This is a genomic window from Prosthecomicrobium sp. N25 (assembly GCF_037203705.1).
In the GTDB taxonomy this organism is placed as follows: domain Bacteria; phylum Pseudomonadota; class Alphaproteobacteria; order Rhizobiales; family Ancalomicrobiaceae; genus Prosthecodimorpha.
Map to the genome: position 1 here is coordinate 578,121 of NZ_JBBCAT010000001.1, position 17,599 is coordinate 595,719.

Genomic DNA, 17,599 nt, shown 5'->3' on the forward strand with positions numbered 1-17,599 from the left:
AGCGCTCGCGGTTCGCCCTTCCATATCCGGTCCCTGCGAGGCTGACGAGCGCCTCGCGGCATCCTACAGTCCGGCCAGGATGAGCGTCGCCCCCGATCTACTGACCCTGACCCCTGCCGGCCTCTACTGCCCGCACGGCGGATTCCATATCGACCCCGTGCGCCCGGTCGAGCGCGCGCTGATCACGCACGGCCATTCCGACCACGCGCGCTCCGGCCACGGCGGCGTCATGGCCACGCCCGAGACCCTCGGCATCATGGCCGTCCGCTACGGCGAGGACTTCGCCGGCGTGACCGAGCCCGCCGCCCTCGGCCGCCCGATCCGGGTCGGCGACATTGAGGTCTGCTTCCACCCGGCCGGCCACGTGCTCGGCTCCGCCCAGATCTCGCTGACCCGCGGCGCCTGCCGGGTCGTCGTCTCCGGCGACTACAAGCGCCAGCTCGACCCGACCTGCATTCCCTTCGAGACGGTGCCCTGCGACGTCTTCGTCACCGAGGCCACCTTCGGCCTGCCGGTCTTCTGCCATCCGGACGCCCGCGGGGAGATCGGCAAGCTGCTGGAGTCGCTGAGCCTCTTCCCCGAGCGGCCGCATCTCGTCGGCGCCTATTCGCTCGGCAAGGCGCAGCGCGTCATCGCGCTCATCCGCGAGGCGGGCTACGACGATCCCGTCTTCCTGCACGGCGCCCTCGAACGTCTCTGCCGCTTCTACGAGAGCCGCGGCATCGATCTCGGCCTGCTCGAGCCCGTCCGCGGCCTGAAGCCGAAGGAACTCGCCGGCCGGATCGTGATCTGCCCCCCCGGTTCGATGGCGGACCTCTGGTCCCGCCGCCTCGGCGACCCCGTGACCGCCTTCGCGTCGGGCTGGATGCGGGTGCGCGCCCGCGCCCGCCAGCGCGGCGTCGAGCTGCCGCTGGTCATCTCCGACCATTCCGACTGGAACGACCTGCAGGCGACCATCGAGGAGACCGGGGCCGGCGAGGTCTGGGTGACGCATGGGGCCGAGGAGGCGCTCGTCCACTGGTGCCGGACCCGCGGCCTCGACGCCCGCCCGCTGCACATGCTCGGCTACGGCGACGAGGGCGAGGCGGAGCCGGACACGCCCGCCGCCGAGGCGCCGGCCGAGGACGGCGCGCCCTCATGAACCGCTTCGCCCGCCTGCTCGACCGCCTGGCCTACGAACCGCGCCGCAATGCCAAGATCGCCCTGATGGCGGACTATTTCCGCCATGTGCCGGACCCGGAGCGCGGCTGGGCGCTGGCCGCCCTGACCGGCCATCTCGGCTTCGCCGAGGCCAAGCCCGGGCTCGTGCGCGCGCTCATCGCCGAGCGGACGGACCCCGTCCTCTTCGCCCTGTCCTACGACTATGTCGGCGACCTCTCCGAGACCGTCGCGCTCATGTGGCCCGCCCCGGCCGCCCGGCCGAACCACGTGCCGACCCTCGCCGAGGTGGTCGAGACGCTCTCCTCCACGGCGAAGCGGGAGCTGCCCCAGATCCTCGCCCGCTGGCTCGACGCGCTCGACGAGGCCGGCCGCTGGGCCTGCCTCAAGCTCATCACCGGCTCGCTCCGCGTCGGCGTCTCCGCCCGCCTCGCCAAGACGGCGGTTGCCGAACTCGGCGGCATCGACCCCGACGACGTCGAGCACGTCTGGCCAACGCTCGAGCCGCCGTATCGGGAGCTCTTCGCCTGGGTGGAGGGGCGCGGCCCGAAGCCGGAGAGCGACGATCCTGCCCGGTTCCATAAGCCCATGCTGTCCCATGCCATCGAGGACGGCGACTTCGACAAGCTCGACCCCGCGGACTTCCTGGCCGAATGGAAATGGGACGGCATCCGCGTGCAGGCGGCCGCGGGTCGCGGGCCCTCCGGCCGGGAGCGCCGCCGGCTCTATTCCCGCACCGGCGAGGACGTCGGCGCCGCCTTTCCGGATGTCGTCGAGGCGCTCGACTTCGACGCCGCCATCGACGGCGAGCTTTTGGTCCTCATCGACGGCAAGGTCCAGAGCTTCAACGTCCTGCAGCAGCGGCTGAACCGGAAATCGGTGACCGCCCGCATGCTGGTCGATCACCCCGCCCATATCCGGGTCTACGACCTCATCGTCCACGAGGGCGAGGACCTGCGCGGGCTGCCCTTCGCGGAGCGGCGGACGCGCCTGGAATCCTTCGTGGCGCGGGCGAACAACCCGAAGCTCGACCTCTCGCCCCTGATCCCCTTCGACACCTGGGAGGCGCTGACCGAGGCCCGGGCGGATCCCGCCAAGGGCGGGGCCGGGGCGGATGCGGAAGCCGTCGAGGGCGTCATGCTGAAGCGCGCCGACAGCCCCTACCTGCCGGGTCGCCCCAAGGGCCTCTGGTACAAGTGGAAACGCGATCCGCGCATCGTCGATGCCGTGCTGATGTATGCCCAGCGGGGCCATGGCAAGCGCTCGTCCTTCTACTCGGACTTCACCTTCGGGGTCTGGCGCGGCCCCGAGGACGGCGGCGAACTGGTGCCGGTCGGGAAGGCCTATTTCGGCTTCACCGACGAGGAGCTGAAGGAGCTGGACCGCTTCGTGCGGAAACACACGGTCAACCGCTTCGGACCGGTCCGCGAGGTCCGCCACGACCGCACCACGGGCCTCGTCCTGGAGGTCGCCTTCGAGGGCCTCGCCCGCTCCGGCCGCCACAAGTCCGGCCTGGCCATGCGCTTTCCCCGCATCAGCCGCATCCGCTGGGACAAGCCCCCCGCCGAGGCCGACCGCATCGAGGTCCTGGAGGCCATGCTGGCGACCGGCGCGGAAGAGTAGACGGCAACGGCGGCCGCGCGGCCGATCGCCACCGATCGGTGCGCCTTTGAGTTGAATATGTCGTTGCGTCCCTCTCCCGCTGCGGGTAAGCAGAATCCCGTGGGACCGGGAGGACTCGATGCGGCACGGGTGGATCTGGAAGGCGTTGCTGTGCCTGATGCTTGCCGCCGGGCCGGCCCATGCGGCGGAACTGCGCATCGTGCTGCTGGGCGCCAGCAACGAGAACGGCAAGGGCGTCTCGCCCGCTGAAGCCTACCCGGCGAAGCTCGGCGAAATGCTGAAGGCGAAGGGGATCGTCGCAGACATCTCCATCACGGCCCGCAACGGTGAGAACAGCCGCAGCCTGCTGGCCCGGGCCGACGCCTCGGTCCCGGACGGCACCCGCCTCGTCCTTATCGGCAGCGTGCGGGCCAACGACCACCGCTCCGGCATCTCGCAAGCCGAGCACGACGCCAATCGGCGCGCCATCGCGGAAACGCTGGCGAAGCGGGGCATCCGGTCCATCGCGATGATGTACCGGCCCCTGCCGCCCGACGGCCTGCAGCCGGACGGCATCCACCTGACCCCGAGCGGCCACGCCGCCGTGGCGGCCCGTATCCTGCCCGAGGTCGTGGCGGTGCTGCGGGGCCGGTGACGCGGCCGTCTACTGCCAGCGCTTCTGGGCCTCGTCGCACGAGACCTTCAGGTGCACGTGGGCATCGATGTGGTCGATCCAGTCGCAGGGGATGAAATGGTGCTGCCCGTCCGGCGAGGAGTCGCGGGTCAGCTTGATGCGGTCCTGGCCCTCCATGTGGTCGACCAGACCGATCTGCCGGCCGTCGGACCCGATGACCGGCATGTGCTCGCGGATCATGTCCATGTTCTGCATTTCGCAAATCTCCCATGTTGAAGTGGTGAGGTCCGAACGTTCCGGTCCGCATCGCGGTTCGGGCGCCCGGCGCCAGTTGGAGAAAACGTGATGGGAGCGCAGGAGCGGGGACGACCGCGGGGCAGGGCGGCAGGACCGGCATCGGTCGGCGTCCTGCTGGCCTTCGTCCTGGCGGGCGTGCCGTCCGCGCCCACGGCCGCCCAGGAGGAGAAGGACGCCCCCGACGCGGCGCCGGCCGGTTCCGGCAAGGCCAGCGAGACGGTCGACGAGGCGATCTGCCGGCTGATCGAGTCCGCCGCCGAGGTCCGCAAGCTGCCGGTGCCCTTCTTCACCCGCCTCATCTGGCGGGAAAGCAGCTTCCGGCTGAACGTCGTGTCCCGCGCCGGCGCGCAAGGGGTCGCGCAGTTCATGCCCGGCACCGCCCGCGAGCGCGGTCTTGCCGACCCCTTCGATCCCGAGGCGGCGATCCCCGCCTCCGCCGCGCTGCTGGCGGACCTGCGCGCCCGCTTCGGCAACCTCGGCCTCGCCGCCGCGGCCTACAACGCCGGCCCGGAGCGCGTCCGCCAGTGGCTCGCCGGCGCCTCGGGCCTGCCGATGGAGACGGTGACCTATGTCGCCCGCATCACGGGCCTGCCGGCCGAGTCCTGGGCCGAGGCCGCCCGCCAGGGTACGGCCCTGCCGGATCCGGCGCCCGAAAAGTGCCTCGTGACGCTCGCCCGCTTCCGCAAGCCGGGCGGCGAGGACTACGTGGCCGGCGGCGCGGTCGCGTCGGTGTTCGCCCCCTGGGGCGTGCAGATCGCCGGCGACTTCTCGCGCGCCAAGGCGCTCGCCGCCTTCGACCGGGTCCGCCTGCGCTATGCCGCCGTGGTCGGAGAGGTGCGCCCCATGATCATCGGGACACGCTTCCGCAGCCGCGGCACGCGCCCCTTCTACCGCATCCGCCTGCCGGCCGAGTCGCGCAAGGCCGCCGACGACCTCTGCGCGAAGCTGCGTGCCGCCCAGGGCGCCTGCATCGTACTCAAGAGCTGATACGGTCGCACGAAGTCCGGCCGGGCTTGTCCCGGCAATCCGCTCCACGAAGACCAATCAAGGAGTTTAGACTTCAGGAGCCGGCCATGACGGCAGGCCGATCAGGCGTCGAACGGCGTCCAGCCCTGCAGCACCGCCCGGGTGTCGCGGTCGAAGGCGAAGCGGTTGCCGCCGCCCGGACCCTGATCGCGGCTGCGCGAGATGGGCAGACCGGCGAGCCGGCAGAGCAGCAGCGTCCCGACCCCGCCGTGCCCGACCAGCAGCAGGTCCCGATCCGCCCCGTCCTCGACCTCCTCGGCGAGCACCGCCTCAACCGCGGCGACGATCCGCGCCTGCGCGTCCACGGCGCGCTCCCAGCCCTCGGCGCTGACCTCCGGCTCGGCGAAGAACCGGTCCGCCATGGCCTCGAACTGCGGAGGCGGCAGGTAGCCGGTCGCACTGCGGTCGTTCTCGTGCATCCCCTCGCGGATCTGCGGCCTGATCCCGAGGCGGGCCCCGAAGATGCGCGCCGTCTCGATCGCCTTCACCTCGTCGGAGGAGACGATCCGGCCGATGCCCGCCGCCCAGGGCAGCCGCGCCGCCGCGACCGCGCGGGCCTCCCCGATCGGCGAGAGCCCCCACTTCGGCACCGGCACGTCCGGATCGATCTGCACCTGCGGATGGGTGAGGTAGTGGACGATGGCCATCGCGCGCCTCACGCCGGCCGGCGGTAGACCCACACACGCGCGGGCGGCAGGTTCATGACGACCCAGTTCGTCCGCTCGAGCTCGAAGGCTCCCGCGCCGTGCGGCACGGGCGGCACCAGCGCGTAGGAGAACTGGATGAAGGGCGCGCCGGGCGCCAGCATCGCGAAGGCCTCGTCGAGCAGCCGCACCCGTTGCGGCATCGGCCGGGTGAAGAGCGGCAGGCTGGAGACCACGGCGGAGAGCGGCTCCGGGAACGCCGCCTGGACGGCGTGCCGGGCGTTGTAGGCATCGCCGTGGATGAAGTGCACGCCCGGGAAGCGGTTGCGCAGGAGCTTGCAGAAGTCCTCGTTGTACTCGACGGAGACCACCCGGCCCGGCGCGACGCCCCGGTCGAGGATCGCCTTGGTGACCACGCCCGTGCCCGGCCCGAGCTCCAGGACGGCGCCCGTCGCGTGCGGATCGACGTAGCTCGCCATCAGCCGCGCGAGCTGAGGGCTCGACGGCGCCACCGCGCCGATCTGCAGGGGCTTTTCGACCCAGCTCCGGAGGAAGCGGATATCGTCGAGAACCCTGTGCTTGATCTCGCTCGGCGACGGACGCTTCTTGGCTTGTCCCATGAGGGGCTCCGGGTGGGGGTGGCGGGTCGGGCGAGGGGGCAGGATAGTCGGACGTGACGTTCTACGCGGCAACCGCACGCTAGTGCGACAAGATTTCCCGATGGTGTCGCAGCCGCGCTTCAGCTGCCGAGATTGTCGAAGAAATCCTTAACCTTGGCGAAGAATCCGGTCGAGTCCGGATGTGTGTCGCCCGACGCCGATTTCTCGAACTCCTCCAGCAGTTCCCGCTGCCGTCGTGTGAGGTTGCGCGGCGTCTCGACCACCACCTGTATGTACATGTCGCCTTGCGCGGTCGAGCGCATGACCGGCATGCCCTTGCCCTTCAGGCGGAACTGCTTGCCGGTCTGGGTGCCGTCCGGGACCTTCACCTTGGTCTTCTCGCCCGCGAGTGTCGGCACCTCGAACTGCCCGCCGAGCGCGGCGGTCGTCATCGAGACCGGCACGCGGCAGAAGATGTCCGCCCCGTCGCGCTGGAAGAAGGCGTGCGGCTTGATGCCGATGAAGATGTAGAGGTCGCCCGCCGGCCCGCCGCGCATGCCGGCCTCGCCCTCGCCGGCCAGCCGGATGCGGGTGCCGTCCTCGATGCCCGCCGGGATGTTGACGGTCAGCGTCTTCTCGGTGGTCGTCCGCCCGGTGCCGCCGCACTTGGCGCAGGGGTCGACGATCACCTGGCCGCGGCCCTGGCAGGTCGGGCAGGTGCGCTCGATGGTGAAGAAGCCCTGCATGGCGCGCACGCGCCCCTGGCCGCCGCAGGTCTTGCAGGTCTGCGGCGAGGTGCCCGGCTTGGCGCCCGATCCCGAGCAGGTCTCGCAGGTGATCGTGCTCGGCACGCGGATCTCGACGTGCTTGCCCTCGTAGGCCTCCTCGAGGCTGATCTCCATGTTGTAGCGCAGGTCCGCCCCGCGCTCGCGCCCGCCCCGGCCGCGCCGTTCGCCGCCGCCGAAGTCGCCCCCGAAGAAGCTCTCGAAGATGTCCGACATCGTCTGCGCGAAGTCGCCGTTGAAGCCCGGCCCGCCGGCCCCGCCGTTCTCGAAGGCGGCATGGCCGAAGCGGTCGAAGGCGGCGCGCTTCTGCGGGTCCTTGAGGACGTCGTAAGCCTCGTTGATCTCCTTGAACTTGGCCTCGGCCTCGTGGTCGCCCGGGTTCCGGTCCGGGTGAAACTGCATGGCGAGCTTGCGGAAGGCGCTCTTCAAGTCCTTCTCGTCGGCGGTCTTGGCAACGCCGAGGACCTCGTAGTAGTCGCGCTTGGCCATGGTCGGGTTCGTTCCCTCGGAGGGGCAGCCTCATACGAGACTGCCCGACGCGGGGGTGATCCACGCCGGGCAGCGTCGTGTGTGAACGGACTCTAGGCCCGGATCAAGCCGATTTCTTCTTGTCGTCGTCGCGGACTTCCTCGAAGTCCGCATCGACGGCGTCGTCCTTGTGGCCGCCGCCCGCCGCACCGGCGTCGCCGCCGCCGCCCTGGGTGTCGCGGTACATGGCCTCGCCGAGCTTCATCTGCGCTTCGGCGAGCTTGTTGGCCGCGGCCTTGATGGCCTCGACGTCCTCGCCGCCGAGCTTGGCCCGGGTGTCGGCGATCGCCGCCTCGATGACCGACCGGTCGGCCGCCGAGACCTTGTCGCCGTAGTCCTTGAGCGCCTTCTCGGCGGAGTGGACGAGCCCCTCGGCCTGATTGCGCGTCTCCACGAGCTCGCGCCGCTTCTTGTCCTCCGCGGCGTTCGCCTCGGCGTCCTTGACCATCTTCTCGATGTCGGCGTCCGAGAGGCCGCCCGAGGCCTGGATGCGGATCTGCTGCTCCTTGCCGGTGCCCTTGTCCTTGGCCGACACGTTGACGATGCCGTTCGCGTCGATGTCGAAGGTGACCTCGATCTGCGGCACGCCGCGCGGCGCCGGGGGAATGCCGACCAGGTCGAACTGGCCCAGCATCTTGTTGTCCGCCGCCATCTCGCGCTCGCCCTGGAAGACCCGGATGGTCACGGCCGTCTGGCCGTCCTCGGCGGTCGAGAAGACCTGGGACTTCTTGGTCGGGATCGTGGTGTTGCGGTCGATGAGGCGCGTGAACACGCCGCCGAGCGTCTCGATGCCGAGCGACAGCGGGGTCACGTCGAGGAGCAGCACGTCCTTGACGTCGCCCTGCAGCACGCCTGCCTGGATCGCGGCGCCGATGGCGACCACCTCGTCCGGGTTGACGCCCTTGTGGGGCTCACGGCCGAAGAAGGTCTTCACCACCTCCTGGATCTTCGGCATGCGCGTCATGCCGCCGACCAGCACCACCTCGTCGATCTGGCCCGCCGTCAGGCCCGCGTCGCGCAGCGCCGCCCGGCAGGGCTCGATCGTCTTCTGCACCAGGTCGTCGACCAGCGCCTCGAACTTGGCGCGGGTGAGCTTCATGGTGAGGTGCTTGGGACCGGACTGGTCCATGGTGATGAAGGGCAGGTTGATCTCGGTCTGCGTGGCGCTCGACAGCTCGATCTTGGCCTTCTCGGCCGCCTCCTTGAGGCGCTGCAGGGCGAGCTTGTCGTTCCGGAGATCGATGCCCTGTTCCTTCTTGAACTCGTCGGCCAGGTAGCCCACGAGCCGCATGTCGAAGTCCTCGCCGCCCAGGAACGTGTCGCCGTTCGTGGACTTCACCTCGAACACGCCGTCGCCGATCTCCAGGACCGAGACGTCGAAGGTGCCGCCGCCGAGGTCGTAGACCGCGATGGTGCCGGAGGCCTTCTTGTCGAGCCCGTAGGCGAGCGCGGCCGCGGTCGGCTCGTTGATGATGCGCAGCACCTCGAGGCCCGCGATCTTGCCGGCGTCCTTGGTCGCCTGGCGCTGGGCGTCGTTGAAGTAGGCCGGCACCGTGATGACCGCCTGCGTGACCGTCTGGCCCAGGAAGGACTCGGCCGTCTCCTTCATCTTGCCGAGGATGAAGGCGGAGATCTGCGACGGGGAATACTGCTTGCCGTCCGCCTCGACCCACGCATCGCCGTTGCCGGCGCGGGTGATCTTGTAGGGGACGAGCTTCTTGTCCTTCTCCACCATCGGGTCTTCGTAGCGCCGTCCGATCAGGCGCTTGACCGCGAAGACGGTGCGCTCCGGATTGGTGACGGCCTGGCGCTTGGCCGCGACGCCGACGAGCCGCTCGCCCTCATCCGTGAAGGCCACGATCGACGGGGTCGTGCGCGCCCCCTCGGCGTTCTCGATGACCTTGGTGTTCTTGCCGTCCATGACGGCGACGCAGGAATTCGTCGTGCCGAGGTCGATGCCGATGACTTTACCCATGGGTCCCTCTCTTTCCGGCAGATCGCCCGGACCCTCACGAGAGGCGTCCTCCAGGGGGGCTCGACGGCCCCGGGCAATCCCCAATTTCAGACCTGATTCGATGGTGTCTCAGATGTGGAGGCTGGTGGCGGAAACCGCAAGGTCCCTGCCGTTCGGGCGGTATATAGGAGGGCCGGAAAGGGGGTGCAAGGCTGCGCCTCACGACGCCGTGAGGCGTCCGGCCGGCCGAGGTCCGGTTGCCGGAGCCGGCCGGGACCCCGTCAGCCGCGTGCGATCGCGTGCAGGAAGCTCCCGGTCACCCGCCCGCGCCGGCTGCCGGCCGGAGCCGGCGCCGCGCCGTAGGCGTCCGTGACCGCCGCGAAAGGCTCGTCCGATCCGGCGTCCGCTACCGTCGCATAGTGGAACTCGTGCCCCTTCAGCACGGTCCCGGCCGGCCCCAGCGGGCCGTCGGCCAGAACCGTGGCGGTGCGGTAGCCGAGCGTCATCCGCCGCCTGGCGAAGCTGGTCGCCACGTCGAGCAGGCCTGCCATGGGATGCTCCACCCCGGCCGCGTCGGTGAGCGTCCGGCCCAGCACCATGTAGCCCCCGCATTCGCCGTGGACCGGCTTCGTCTCCGCGAACCGCCGCAGACCCGCCAGGAATTGCGAGGCGCCCGCCAGCGCCCCGGCATGGAGCTCCGGGTAGCCGCCGGGCAGCCAGCAGACGTCGCAGCCGGCGGGCGGCGGCTCGTCGGCCAGCGGCGCGAAGAAGACGAGCTCCGCCCCCGCTCGCCGCCACCCGAGCGCCAGGTGGGGATAGAGGAACGTGAAGGCCGCGTCGCGCGCCACCGCGATCCGCTGGCCCGGCGGCGGCAGGGCGGCCGCGAGTGACCCCGCATCGAGACGGGAGGCCGTTGCGGCGGCGACGATCCGGTCCAGGTCCGTGTTCGCCTCGACGAAATCCGCCATGCGCTCGAGGATGCCGTCGAGCCCGGACGTCTCGGCCGCCTGCACGAGCCCCAGGTGGCGTTCCGGCAGCGTCACCGCCTCGTCGCGCGGCAGGCTGCCGAGGACCGGGATGCCGAGCGCCTCGACGGCGTCGCCGACGAGCCGCCGGTGCCGGGGCGAGCCGACCCGGTTGAGGATCACGCCCGCGACCCGGATGCGCGGATCGTAGCGCGCGCAGCCGAGCACGAGCGCGGCGGCCGACTGGGACTGTCCGGAGACGTCCAGCACCAGCACCACCGGCCAGCCCGCCGCCGCCGCGATGTCGGCCGACGACCCGGACCGCCCGGGCGCCCCCGGGACCCCGTCGAACAGTCCCATCAGCCCCTCGGCGACCACCAGATCCGCGCCGTCCGCCGCCGCGCCGGCGAGCCCCGCCACGAGCGCGGGGGGCATCGCCCAGGCGTCGAGGTTGAGGCTCGGCCGGCCCGAGGCCGCCTCGTGGAAGGCCGGGTCGATGTAGTCCGGCCCGCATTTCGCGCCGGCGACCGCGAGGCCGCGCCGCCTCAAGGCGCGCAGGAGCCCGAGCGTCACCGTGGTCTTGCCGCTGCCCGACCGCGGCGCGGCGATCACCAGGCCCGGCACGCCGCCCGCCGCGCCGGTCACGACGCCCCCTCCGGACCCAGCGCGAAGGCCGCGAGCCTCTCCCGCAGGCCCACGATCGACCCGATCGCCACGATCGCCGGGGCCTTCAGTCCCTGTGCGGCCGCCTCGCGCGCGGCCCGGTCGAGTTGCGTCACCAGCACCCGTTGGCGCGGCGTGGTCGCGTCCGCCACGATCCCGACCGGCGTGTTCGCCCCCATGCCGGCCGCCATCAGCTGCGCCGCGATGGCGTCGAGATGCGTCATCGCCATGTAGAGGACGAGCGGGGCTCCCGTCGCCGCGAAGGCGGCCCAGTCCGCGTGGCTGGCCGCCGGTCCCTCCGTGCCCGCCGCCGGGTGGCCGGTCATCAGGATGACCGCATGGTTGGTGTCCCGCGTGGTCGCCGGGATGGCGGCCGCCGCCAGCCCGCCGAGGCCGGACGTGATGCCGGGCACGACCCGGAACCGGATGCCCGCCGCCGCCAGCGCCAGCACCTCCTCGCCGCCCCGCCCGAACACGAAGGGATCTCCCCCCTTCAGCCTGAGGACGCGCTTGCCGGCGCGCGCATGGGCGATCAGCCGCTCGGTGATGTCCTTCTGGGAATGCGAAGGTCGGCCGCCCCGCTTGCCCGCATAGTCCAGCTCGCTCGTCTCCGGCGCCAGCCCCATGATGGCGTCGCCCACCAGCGCGTCGTAGACGATCACGTCCGCCGACCGCATGGCGTGCAGGCCCGCGAGCGTGAAGAGGCCCGGGTCGCCCGGTCCCGCGCCGACGAGCCAGACCGTGCCCGGCACGAACTCCGGCAGCTGGGCGGCGATGGCGTCGGGGATGGGCATGTGCGACGGGCTTCCGGCTCGGCGGGCTTTGCCGCGGGACCGGCTTCTTATAGGACAGGGTGCGATGAGCGAAAGTCCGAAATCGGCGTCCGATGCCGCGGAACCGACCCCGCCCGGAGGCGCGGAGCCCGGTCGACCGCTCCGGCGTGGCTGGACCACCGGAGCCTGCGCCACCGCGGCCGCCAAGGCGGCCTACGAGGCCCTGCTGACCGGCGACTTTCCGGACCCGGTCGCGATCCGGCTGCCCGGCGGCGAGACCCCGGCCTTCGCGCTGGCGCTCCACGAGCAGGGACCCGGCTGGGCGCGGGCCGGCATCGTCAAGGACGCGGGCGACGATCCGGACGTCACCCACGGCGCCCTCGTGGTGGCGACCGTCCGCTTTGCCCCCGGCGGCGCGGGCGTGACCTTCCGGGCCGGGGAGGGGGTCGGCACTGTGACCCGCCCCGGCCTGCCGATCCCGCCCGGCGAACCGGCCATCAACCCCGTCCCGCGCCGCATGATGCGCGAGGCGATCGCCGAGGTCGCCGGCCGGCACGGGCGCTCCGGCGACGTCGAGATCGAGGTCTCGATCCCGGGCGGCGAAAGACTAGCCGAGCGCACCCTCAACGGCCGTCTCGGCATTGTGGGCGGACTGTCGGTCCTGGGTACGACCGGCATCGTCGTCCCCTTCTCCTGCGCGGCCTGGATCCATTCCATCCACCGCGGCATCGACGTCGCCCGCGCCATGGGCTTCGACCACGTGGCGGGCGCGACCGGCTCCACCTCGGAGGCTGCCGTCAAGGCGCTCCACGGGCTCGACGACGTCCAGCTGATCGACATGGGCGACTTCGTCGGCGGCATGCTCAAGTACCTGCGCGATCATCCGGTCCGGCGCGTCACCGTGGCGGGGGGCTTCGCCAAGTTGGTGAAGCTCGCGCAAGGGCTACTCGACCTGCATTCCAAGCGCGGCGCGGTCGACCTCGACTGGCTCGCCGCGCGCGTGCTGGAGGCCGGCGGCGGCGACGACCTCGCCGCCCGCGTGCGCGCCGCCAACTCCGCTCTCGAGGTGCTGGAGATCACCCGCGCGGCGGGGCTCGATGTCGGCCGGCTGGTCGCCGAGGCGGCCCGGCTGACCGCCGCGAAGCCCCTGCGGGACAGCGGCATCGCCGTCGAGGTCGTGGTCTTCGACCGCCAGGGCGGGTTGGTAGCGCGCGCGGGCTGAGGCCTGCGCGCGCCCGGAGCTCACAAGCCCTCCCGCCCCCGATATCGACGCTGATAGCCCGGGTCGTAGAGCGCGCTTTCCCTGAAGTCCCGCTCGCCCAGCACGGGGCCGACCAGGATGAGCGCGGTGCGTTCGATCGGGGCGGCGGCGACCAGGGCCTCGATCGTGGCGAGGGTGCCCCGGATCGCCCGCTCGTCGGGCCAGGACGCCCGATAGACGACCGCGGCCGGGCAGTCCGGGCCGTAGAGGGGCGCCAGTTCGGCCACGACGCGGTCGAGCACATGGATCGAGAGGTGGATCGCGAGCGTCGCCCCGGTCGCCCCGAAGGCCGCGAGCGTCTCGCGCGGGGGCATCGACGAGGCCCGCCCGGTGGTGCGGGTGAGCACCAGCGACTGTCCGACCTCCGGGAGCGTCAGTTCCTGCCGGAGCGCCGCGGCGGCCGCCGCGAAGGCCGGGACGCCGGGCGTGACCGTATAGGGGATGCCGAGGCGGTCGAGCCGCCGGAGCTGTTCGCCCATCGCGCTCCACACCGACAGGTCGCCGGAATGCAGCCTTGCGACGTCCTCGCCGGCCGCGTGGGCCCTGACGAACTCCGCCTCGATCTCGTCCAGCGACAGCGGCGCGGTGTCGACGATCCGGGCGCCCGCCGGGCAATGCGCCAGGATCGCGGCCGGGACCAGCGAGCCAGCGTATAGGCAGACCGGCGAGGCGGCGATCAGGTCGCGTCCGCGCAGCGTCAGGAGATCGGGTGCGCCGGGGCCGGCGCCGATGAAATGGACCGTCACGGAGCCTCTCCCGCCCTATCCGGCGCGCCCGCCGCCGGAAGCCGCGCGACCGCACAGGTGACCCCGTCGCCCGCGATACGGGGAACCACCAGTCTCGCCCCCGGCCCTGCTCCCGCCAGCGCCGCCGTCTCGGCCACCGAAGGCACGCCGAACAGGGCGACGACGCGCTCCGACCGGGTCTCCGCCCCCGCCGAGGCGGCTTCGAGGAGCGCGCGCGGCAGGAACACCAGCGGCAGGCCGAGCCGGACCGCCGCCTCGCCGAGGCCGGGCTCCTGGACCTTGTCCTGCACGGTGAAGAGTGCCACTCCCGCCCCGGCCGCCTCGGTTGCCCCGGCCGCCGAGAGGCAGCGCCGGACCAGATCGACGACCGCCTCCGGCCGCGCCCCTGTCCGGCAGCCGATGCCGACCGCGAGCCGTCCGCCGCCCGTCATGGCTTGATGGCCCGCCATTGCACCACCGGCATGGCCGGCTTCCAGCCCAGGAAGGAGCCGACCGGCACCGCCTTCGCGATGGCGATGGAGACGAGCTCGCCGCCGAACCGGCGGCACCAGTCGGTCACCTGCGCCTGGGTCTCGAGGGTCACCGCATTGACGACCAGTCGCCCACCAGAGGCCAGCCGCGCCCAGCCGGCGTCGACCACGCCCGGATCGCCCGCCCCGCCGCCGATGAAGACCGCGTCCGGGTCGGGGAGGTCCGCGAGCGCGGCCGGCGCCTCGCCCGGCACGATGACGAGGTCCGGGACCCCGAGCGCCGCGGCGTTGCGGGCGACCCGCGCGGCGCGGTCCGGTCGGGGTTCGATCGCGATGGTCCGGTTGGCGGGGTCGGCGAGCATCCACTCGATGCCGATCGAGCCGGACCCCGCCCCGATGTCCCACAGCCGCTCGCCCCGCCGCGGCGCGAGCGCCGAGAGCGTGACGGCGCGCAGCTCGCGCTTGGTGATCTGCCCGTCATGCTCGAAGGCGTCGTCCGGCAGTCCCGGGGTCAGCGGCAGGGTACGCGCGTCCGGCCCGGCCACCACCTCGACCGCGACGGTGTTGAGCGGATCGACATCCCCGAGATCGAAGGCCTCGGCCAGGGCGGAACGGATGCGCTCCCGCGGTCCCCCCATGGCCTCCAGGACGGTGAGCCGCGACCGTCCCATGCCGCGGGCCGTCAGCGTCGCCGCGAGGCGCCCGGGCGTGGTGCCGTCCCACGACAGCGCGAGGATGCGGGCGCGCGGTTGCAGATGCGGCAGCACCCGCTCGAACGCGCGGCCGTGGAGCGACAGGCGCGTCGTCTCCTGCTGGCTCCAGCCGAGCCGGCTCGCCGCCAGCGAGAAGGCCGAGGGCCCCGGAATGCACAGCATCTCGTCGGCCGGGATCCGGCCGGCGAGCGTCGTCCCGACCCCGTAGAAGAAGGGGTCGCCCGTCGCCAGCACGACGACCGGGCGGCCGCGCCGGGAAAGGAGAGCCGGCAAAGCATCCGTGAGCGGCGTCGGCCACCGGAACGTCTCGGGCGTGCCGGAAGCCCCTCCTCCGGCCAGCCCGGCGAGCGCGAGATGCCGCTCCCCGCCGACCACCAGCTCCGCGTCGGCGAGCAGGCGGCGCGCCGTCGGGGACAGCCCGTCGAGCCCGTCTTCGCCGATGCCGAGGATCGTCAGCCAACGCCCCGGCGTCATCGTCCCGCCCCGTAGGAGCGCGGCGTCAGGACCCAGTCCGGCAGGCCTCCGCCCCGCGGAATCAGCCGGGTTTCGCTGGATCCGACGAGCACGAGCGTCGCCATGTCGACCTGCCCGGGATCGACCGCCGCCAGGGTGGTGACGAGGATCCGCTCGTCCGGTCGCCCCACCGCGCGCGCGAGCGCAGTGACGGTCGCCCCGGCCTTCAGCCGCCGGAGCAGCGCGAAGGCCTCGTGGATCCGGTCGGGCCGCGCCCGGGACGCCGGATTGTAGATCGCGATCACGAAGTCCGCTTGCGCGGCAGCAGTGAGCCGGCTCAGGATCGTGGCCCAGGGCTTCAGGTTGTCGGACAGCGAGATCGCGCAGAAGTCGTGCCCGAGCATGGCCCCGAGCCGTGCCGAGGCCGCCTGCATGGCCGAGATCCCCGGCAGCACCGCGACGTCGAGCGCCCGCCAGGCCGCCGGGCCGGCTTCGATCGCCTCCAGGACGGCCGCCGCCATGGCGAAGATGCCCGGGTCGCCGCCCGAGACCACCGCCACGGCCCGCCCCGAGGCCGCCAGCGCCAGCGCCTCGCGCGCCCGCTCCACCTCGACCCGGTTGTCGCTCGCATGCCGGGTCAGCCCCGCCCGCTCCGGCACGCGCGCCACGTAGGGCCCGTAGCCGACGAGGTCGGTCGCCGCCGCGAGGACGTCGAGGGTCTCGGCGGTCAGGTAGCGCGGATCGCCGGGACCGAGCCCGACGACCCGGAGCCAGCCCGGACCCGTGCTCACGGCCGCCGCCCCCGCCCCGGCACCAGCACGATGGAGAAGTAGGGCGCCGCGTCGTCCGTCTTGTCCTTGAGCGGCAGCACCCGCTCCCCCGACATGGTGCCGCGCTCGACATAGATCGCGCCGTCGAGCAGCCCCGCGGCCGCCACGGCGGCCCGCACCTTGGGGAAGTTGGTGCCGAGCTTCATGATCACGGCCGCGTCGGTGCTTTTGAGCCGCTCGACCAGATCCTCGGACGGGAGCGTGCCCGGCAGCACGGTCAGGACGTCGTCGCCCCAGGTGATCGGCGCGCGCGCGGCCGTCCAGCAGCCCGACATGCCGGTCACGCCGGGCACGATCGAGACGCTGAAGCGCCCCTGCAGGCGCACGAAGAGATGCATGAAGGACCCGTAGAAGAGCGGGTCGCCCTCCGCGAGCAGGGCCACGTCCCGCCCGGACTCGAGCACCGCCCCGAGCCGCGCCGCGGCCTCCGCGTAGAAGCCGGAGAGCTCGCTGCGGTAGCCCTCCTCCGCGAAGGGGATCTCGGTCGTGACCGGATATTCGAGCGGCATCTCCTCGACGCCGGGCTTCAGCCATCCGTCCACGATGGACCGGGCGTTGCCGCGCCGGCCGCGCTTGGCGAAGTAGGCGACCACGGGGGCGGCCTGGATCAACCGCACGGCCTTGACGGTGAGGAGATCCGGGTCCCCCGGGCCGAGCCCGATGCCGTGCAGGGTTCCGACGGTCTGCGCCGGTCCGTCCTCGGCCTCCGGGCCGCGCGCCAGGGCGGGGTCGATCATGTTCATTCGCGTTCGCTCGCCACCGCGTTCACTGCCGCCGCCGTCATGGCGCTGCCGCCCTTGCGCCCGCGCACCACCAGCCAGGGCACCCGCCCGTCCGCCATCAGCGCCTCCTTCGATTCCGCGGCGCCCACGAAGCCGACCGGCATGCCGATCACGGCGGCCGGCGGCGCCACGCCCTCGTCGAGGAGTTCGAGAAGACGGAAGAGGGCCGTCGGCGCATTGCCGATCGCCACCACGGCGCCCCCGAGCCGGTCGCGCCAGAGTTCCATCGCGGCGGCGGTCCGGGTGTTCCCGATCCGACGCGCCAGGTCGGGCACGCGCGGGTCGTCGAGCGTGCAGAGGACCTCGTTGCCGGCCGGCAGCCGCGCCCGCGTCACCCCGTTGGCGACCATCTTGGCGTCGCACAGGATCGGCGCGCCGTCCCGGAGCGCGGCCTTCGCGGCGGCGACCGCGCCGGGCGAGAAGGCGATGTCGGCCGCCACCTCGACCATTCCGCAGGCATGGATGACGCGGACCGCGACCGGCTCCTCCTCGGGCGCGAAGCGCGCGAGGTCGGCCTCGGCGCGGATGATCGCGAAGGAGCGGTCGTAGATGGCCTGGCCGTCGCGGATGTAGGTCTCGCGGGTGGCGGGCGGCGGCGGGACGGGCGCGGGCATCGGCTCTCCGGTGGGTCGGCCCTTCTTGTCGGCCAAGGCGGCGAGCCACGCAAGCGCGGCCTCCGTCGAAAGCCCGCGCGCCTCGGGCGCGTCGCCGGTCCG

The 17,599-nt window shown here is 72.5% G+C and carries 18 protein-coding genes; 5 read left to right on the forward strand and 13 right to left on the reverse strand.

From position 1 onward, the window contains the following. Window positions 1-79: 79 nt before the first annotated feature. The 3 genes from WBG79_RS02705 (at window position 80) to WBG79_RS02715 (ending at window position 3,415) form a co-directional block, all read left to right on the forward strand. Window positions 80-1,141, forward strand: a complete 1,062-nt coding sequence (locus WBG79_RS02705) for a ligase-associated DNA damage response exonuclease (protein WP_337355569.1) — start codon at window positions 80-82, stop codon at window positions 1,139-1,141. Next, window positions 1,138-2,781, forward strand: coding sequence for a cisplatin damage response ATP-dependent DNA ligase (locus tag WBG79_RS02710; protein WP_337355570.1), 1,644 nt, complete (start codon window positions 1,138-1,140; stop codon window positions 2,779-2,781). The genes WBG79_RS02705 and WBG79_RS02710 overlap by 4 nt, the downstream gene beginning before the upstream one ends. 118 nt (window positions 2,782-2,899) lie before the next feature. Continuing rightward, a complete protein-coding gene (locus WBG79_RS02715) occupies window positions 2,900-3,415 on the forward strand; it encodes a hypothetical protein (RefSeq protein ID WP_337355571.1) in 516 nt (171 codons plus the stop codon). A 9-nt stretch (window positions 3,416-3,424) separates the two neighbouring features. Here WBG79_RS02715 and WBG79_RS02720 read toward each other — a convergent pair whose 3' ends face one another. Further along, window positions 3,425-3,649: a DUF2171 domain-containing protein gene (locus WBG79_RS02720; protein WP_337355572.1), complete on the reverse strand. Its 225-nt coding sequence runs from the start codon at window positions 3,647-3,649 to the stop codon at window positions 3,425-3,427. 90 nt (window positions 3,650-3,739) lie between these two features. On the opposite strand from WBG79_RS02720, the gene WBG79_RS02725 reads away from it, so the two are divergent. Further along, window positions 3,740-4,678: a lytic transglycosylase domain-containing protein gene (locus WBG79_RS02725; RefSeq protein WP_337355573.1), complete on the forward strand. Its 939-nt coding sequence runs from the start codon at window positions 3,740-3,742 to the stop codon at window positions 4,676-4,678. Between the two features lie 101 nt (window positions 4,679-4,779). On the opposite strand, the gene WBG79_RS02730 is transcribed toward WBG79_RS02725, so the two are convergent. The 6 genes from WBG79_RS02730 to cobA form a co-directional block, all read right to left on the reverse strand. Next, window positions 4,780-5,364 (reverse strand): histidine phosphatase family protein, encoded by a 585-nt coding sequence (locus WBG79_RS02730; RefSeq protein ID WP_337355574.1) that lies wholly within the window; start codon window positions 5,362-5,364, stop codon window positions 4,780-4,782. A gap of 8 nt (window positions 5,365-5,372) precedes the next feature. Next, window positions 5,373-5,981, reverse strand: coding sequence for a class I SAM-dependent methyltransferase (locus WBG79_RS02735; protein WP_337355575.1), 609 nt, complete (start codon window positions 5,979-5,981; stop codon window positions 5,373-5,375). Window positions 5,982-6,100: 119 nt separating this feature from the next. Further along, entirely contained in the window at window positions 6,101-7,234 is a 1,134-nt protein-coding gene (dnaJ, locus tag WBG79_RS02740) for a molecular chaperone DnaJ (protein ID WP_337355576.1), read from the reverse strand. 103 nt (window positions 7,235-7,337) lie between these two features. Further along, window positions 7,338-9,248: a molecular chaperone DnaK gene (gene dnaK / locus WBG79_RS02745; protein ID WP_337355577.1), complete on the reverse strand. Its 1,911-nt coding sequence runs from the start codon at window positions 9,246-9,248 to the stop codon at window positions 7,338-7,340. A gap of 260 nt (window positions 9,249-9,508) precedes the next feature. Next, window positions 9,509-10,837, reverse strand: a complete 1,329-nt coding sequence (locus tag WBG79_RS02750; RefSeq protein ID WP_337355578.1) for a cobyrinate a,c-diamide synthase — start codon at window positions 10,835-10,837, stop codon at window positions 9,509-9,511. Then, entirely contained in the window at window positions 10,834-11,649 is an 816-nt protein-coding gene (gene cobA, locus WBG79_RS02755; protein WP_337355579.1) for a uroporphyrinogen-III C-methyltransferase, read from the reverse strand. Before cobA ends, WBG79_RS02750 begins: the two co-directional genes overlap by 4 nt. A gap of 64 nt (window positions 11,650-11,713) precedes the next feature. Here cobA and WBG79_RS02760 point away from each other — a divergent pair, with 64 nt between their 5' ends. After that, on the forward strand, window positions 11,714-12,850 hold the full coding sequence (locus WBG79_RS02760; RefSeq protein ID WP_337355580.1) for a cobalt-precorrin-5B (C(1))-methyltransferase: 1,137 nt from the start codon (window positions 11,714-11,716) through the stop codon (window positions 12,848-12,850). A 20-nt stretch (window positions 12,851-12,870) separates the two neighbouring features. Here WBG79_RS02760 and cobM read toward each other — a convergent pair whose 3' ends face one another. The 6 genes from cobM to WBG79_RS02790 are packed head-to-tail and all read right to left on the reverse strand — an operon-like array spanning window position 12,871 to window position 17,497. After that, complete coding sequence (gene cobM / locus WBG79_RS02765) at window positions 12,871-13,635, reverse strand: precorrin-4 C(11)-methyltransferase (RefSeq protein WP_337355581.1); 765 nt, start codon at window positions 13,633-13,635, stop codon at window positions 12,871-12,873. Beyond that, on the reverse strand, window positions 13,632-14,084 hold the full coding sequence (locus tag WBG79_RS02770; protein WP_337355582.1) for a cobalamin biosynthesis protein: 453 nt from the start codon (window positions 14,082-14,084) through the stop codon (window positions 13,632-13,634). The genes cobM and WBG79_RS02770 overlap by 4 nt, the downstream gene beginning before the upstream one ends. After that, the gene (gene cbiE, locus WBG79_RS02775; protein WP_337355583.1) at window positions 14,063-15,292 is read right to left on the reverse strand and encodes a precorrin-6y C5,15-methyltransferase (decarboxylating) subunit CbiE; all 1,230 of its coding nucleotides are present in this window, start codon (window positions 15,290-15,292) and stop codon (window positions 14,063-14,065) included. The genes WBG79_RS02770 and cbiE overlap by 22 nt, the downstream gene beginning before the upstream one ends. Beyond that, entirely contained in the window at window positions 15,289-16,062 is a 774-nt protein-coding gene (gene cobJ / locus WBG79_RS02780; RefSeq protein WP_337355584.1) for a precorrin-3B C(17)-methyltransferase, read from the reverse strand. The genes cbiE and cobJ overlap by 4 nt, the downstream gene beginning before the upstream one ends. Continuing rightward, window positions 16,059-16,844, reverse strand: coding sequence for a precorrin-2 C(20)-methyltransferase (locus tag WBG79_RS02785; protein WP_443147398.1), 786 nt, complete (start codon window positions 16,842-16,844; stop codon window positions 16,059-16,061). Before WBG79_RS02785 ends, cobJ begins: the two co-directional genes overlap by 4 nt. Further along, window positions 16,841-17,497 (reverse strand): precorrin-8X methylmutase, encoded by a 657-nt coding sequence (locus tag WBG79_RS02790; protein WP_337357877.1) that lies wholly within the window; start codon window positions 17,495-17,497, stop codon window positions 16,841-16,843. Before WBG79_RS02790 ends, WBG79_RS02785 begins: the two co-directional genes overlap by 4 nt. Between the last annotated feature and the right edge of the window lie 102 nt (window positions 17,498-17,599).

Coding starts and splice junctions, on each gene's coding strand:
- WBG79_RS02705 (WP_337355569.1), top strand. CDS start 80: ATGAGCGTCGCCCCCGATCTACTGACCCTGACCCCTGCCGGCCTCTAC.
- WBG79_RS02710 (WP_337355570.1), top strand. CDS start 1,138: ATGAACCGCTTCGCCCGCCTGCTCGACCGCCTGGCCTACGAACCGCGC.
- WBG79_RS02715 (WP_337355571.1), top strand. CDS start 2,900: ATGCGGCACGGGTGGATCTGGAAGGCGTTGCTGTGCCTGATGCTTGCC.
- WBG79_RS02720 (WP_337355572.1), bottom strand. CDS start 3,649: ATGCAGAACATGGACATGATCCGCGAGCACATGCCGGTCATCGGGTCC.
- WBG79_RS02725 (WP_337355573.1), top strand. CDS start 3,740: ATGGGAGCGCAGGAGCGGGGACGACCGCGGGGCAGGGCGGCAGGACCG.
- WBG79_RS02730 (WP_337355574.1), bottom strand. CDS start 5,364: ATGGCCATCGTCCACTACCTCACCCATCCGCAGGTGCAGATCGATCCG.
- WBG79_RS02735 (WP_337355575.1), bottom strand. CDS start 5,981: ATGGGACAAGCCAAGAAGCGTCCGTCGCCGAGCGAGATCAAGCACAGG.
- dnaJ (WP_337355576.1), bottom strand. CDS start 7,234: ATGGCCAAGCGCGACTACTACGAGGTCCTCGGCGTTGCCAAGACCGCC.
- dnaK (WP_337355577.1), bottom strand. CDS start 9,248: ATGGGTAAAGTCATCGGCATCGACCTCGGCACGACGAATTCCTGCGTC.
- cobA (WP_337355579.1), bottom strand. CDS start 11,649: ATGCCCATCCCCGACGCCATCGCCGCCCAGCTGCCGGAGTTCGTGCCG.
- WBG79_RS02760 (WP_337355580.1), top strand. CDS start 11,714: ATGAGCGAAAGTCCGAAATCGGCGTCCGATGCCGCGGAACCGACCCCG.
- WBG79_RS02770 (WP_337355582.1), bottom strand. CDS start 14,084: ATGGCGGGCCATCAAGCCATGACGGGCGGCGGACGGCTCGCGGTCGGC.
- cbiE (WP_337355583.1), bottom strand. CDS start 15,292: ATGACGCCGGGGCGTTGGCTGACGATCCTCGGCATCGGCGAAGACGGG.
- WBG79_RS02785 (WP_443147398.1), bottom strand. CDS start 16,844: ATGAACATGATCGACCCCGCCCTGGCGCGCGGCCCGGAGGCCGAGGAC.
- WBG79_RS02790 (WP_337357877.1), bottom strand. CDS start 17,497: ATGCCCGCGCCCGTCCCGCCGCCGCCCGCCACCCGCGAGACCTACATC.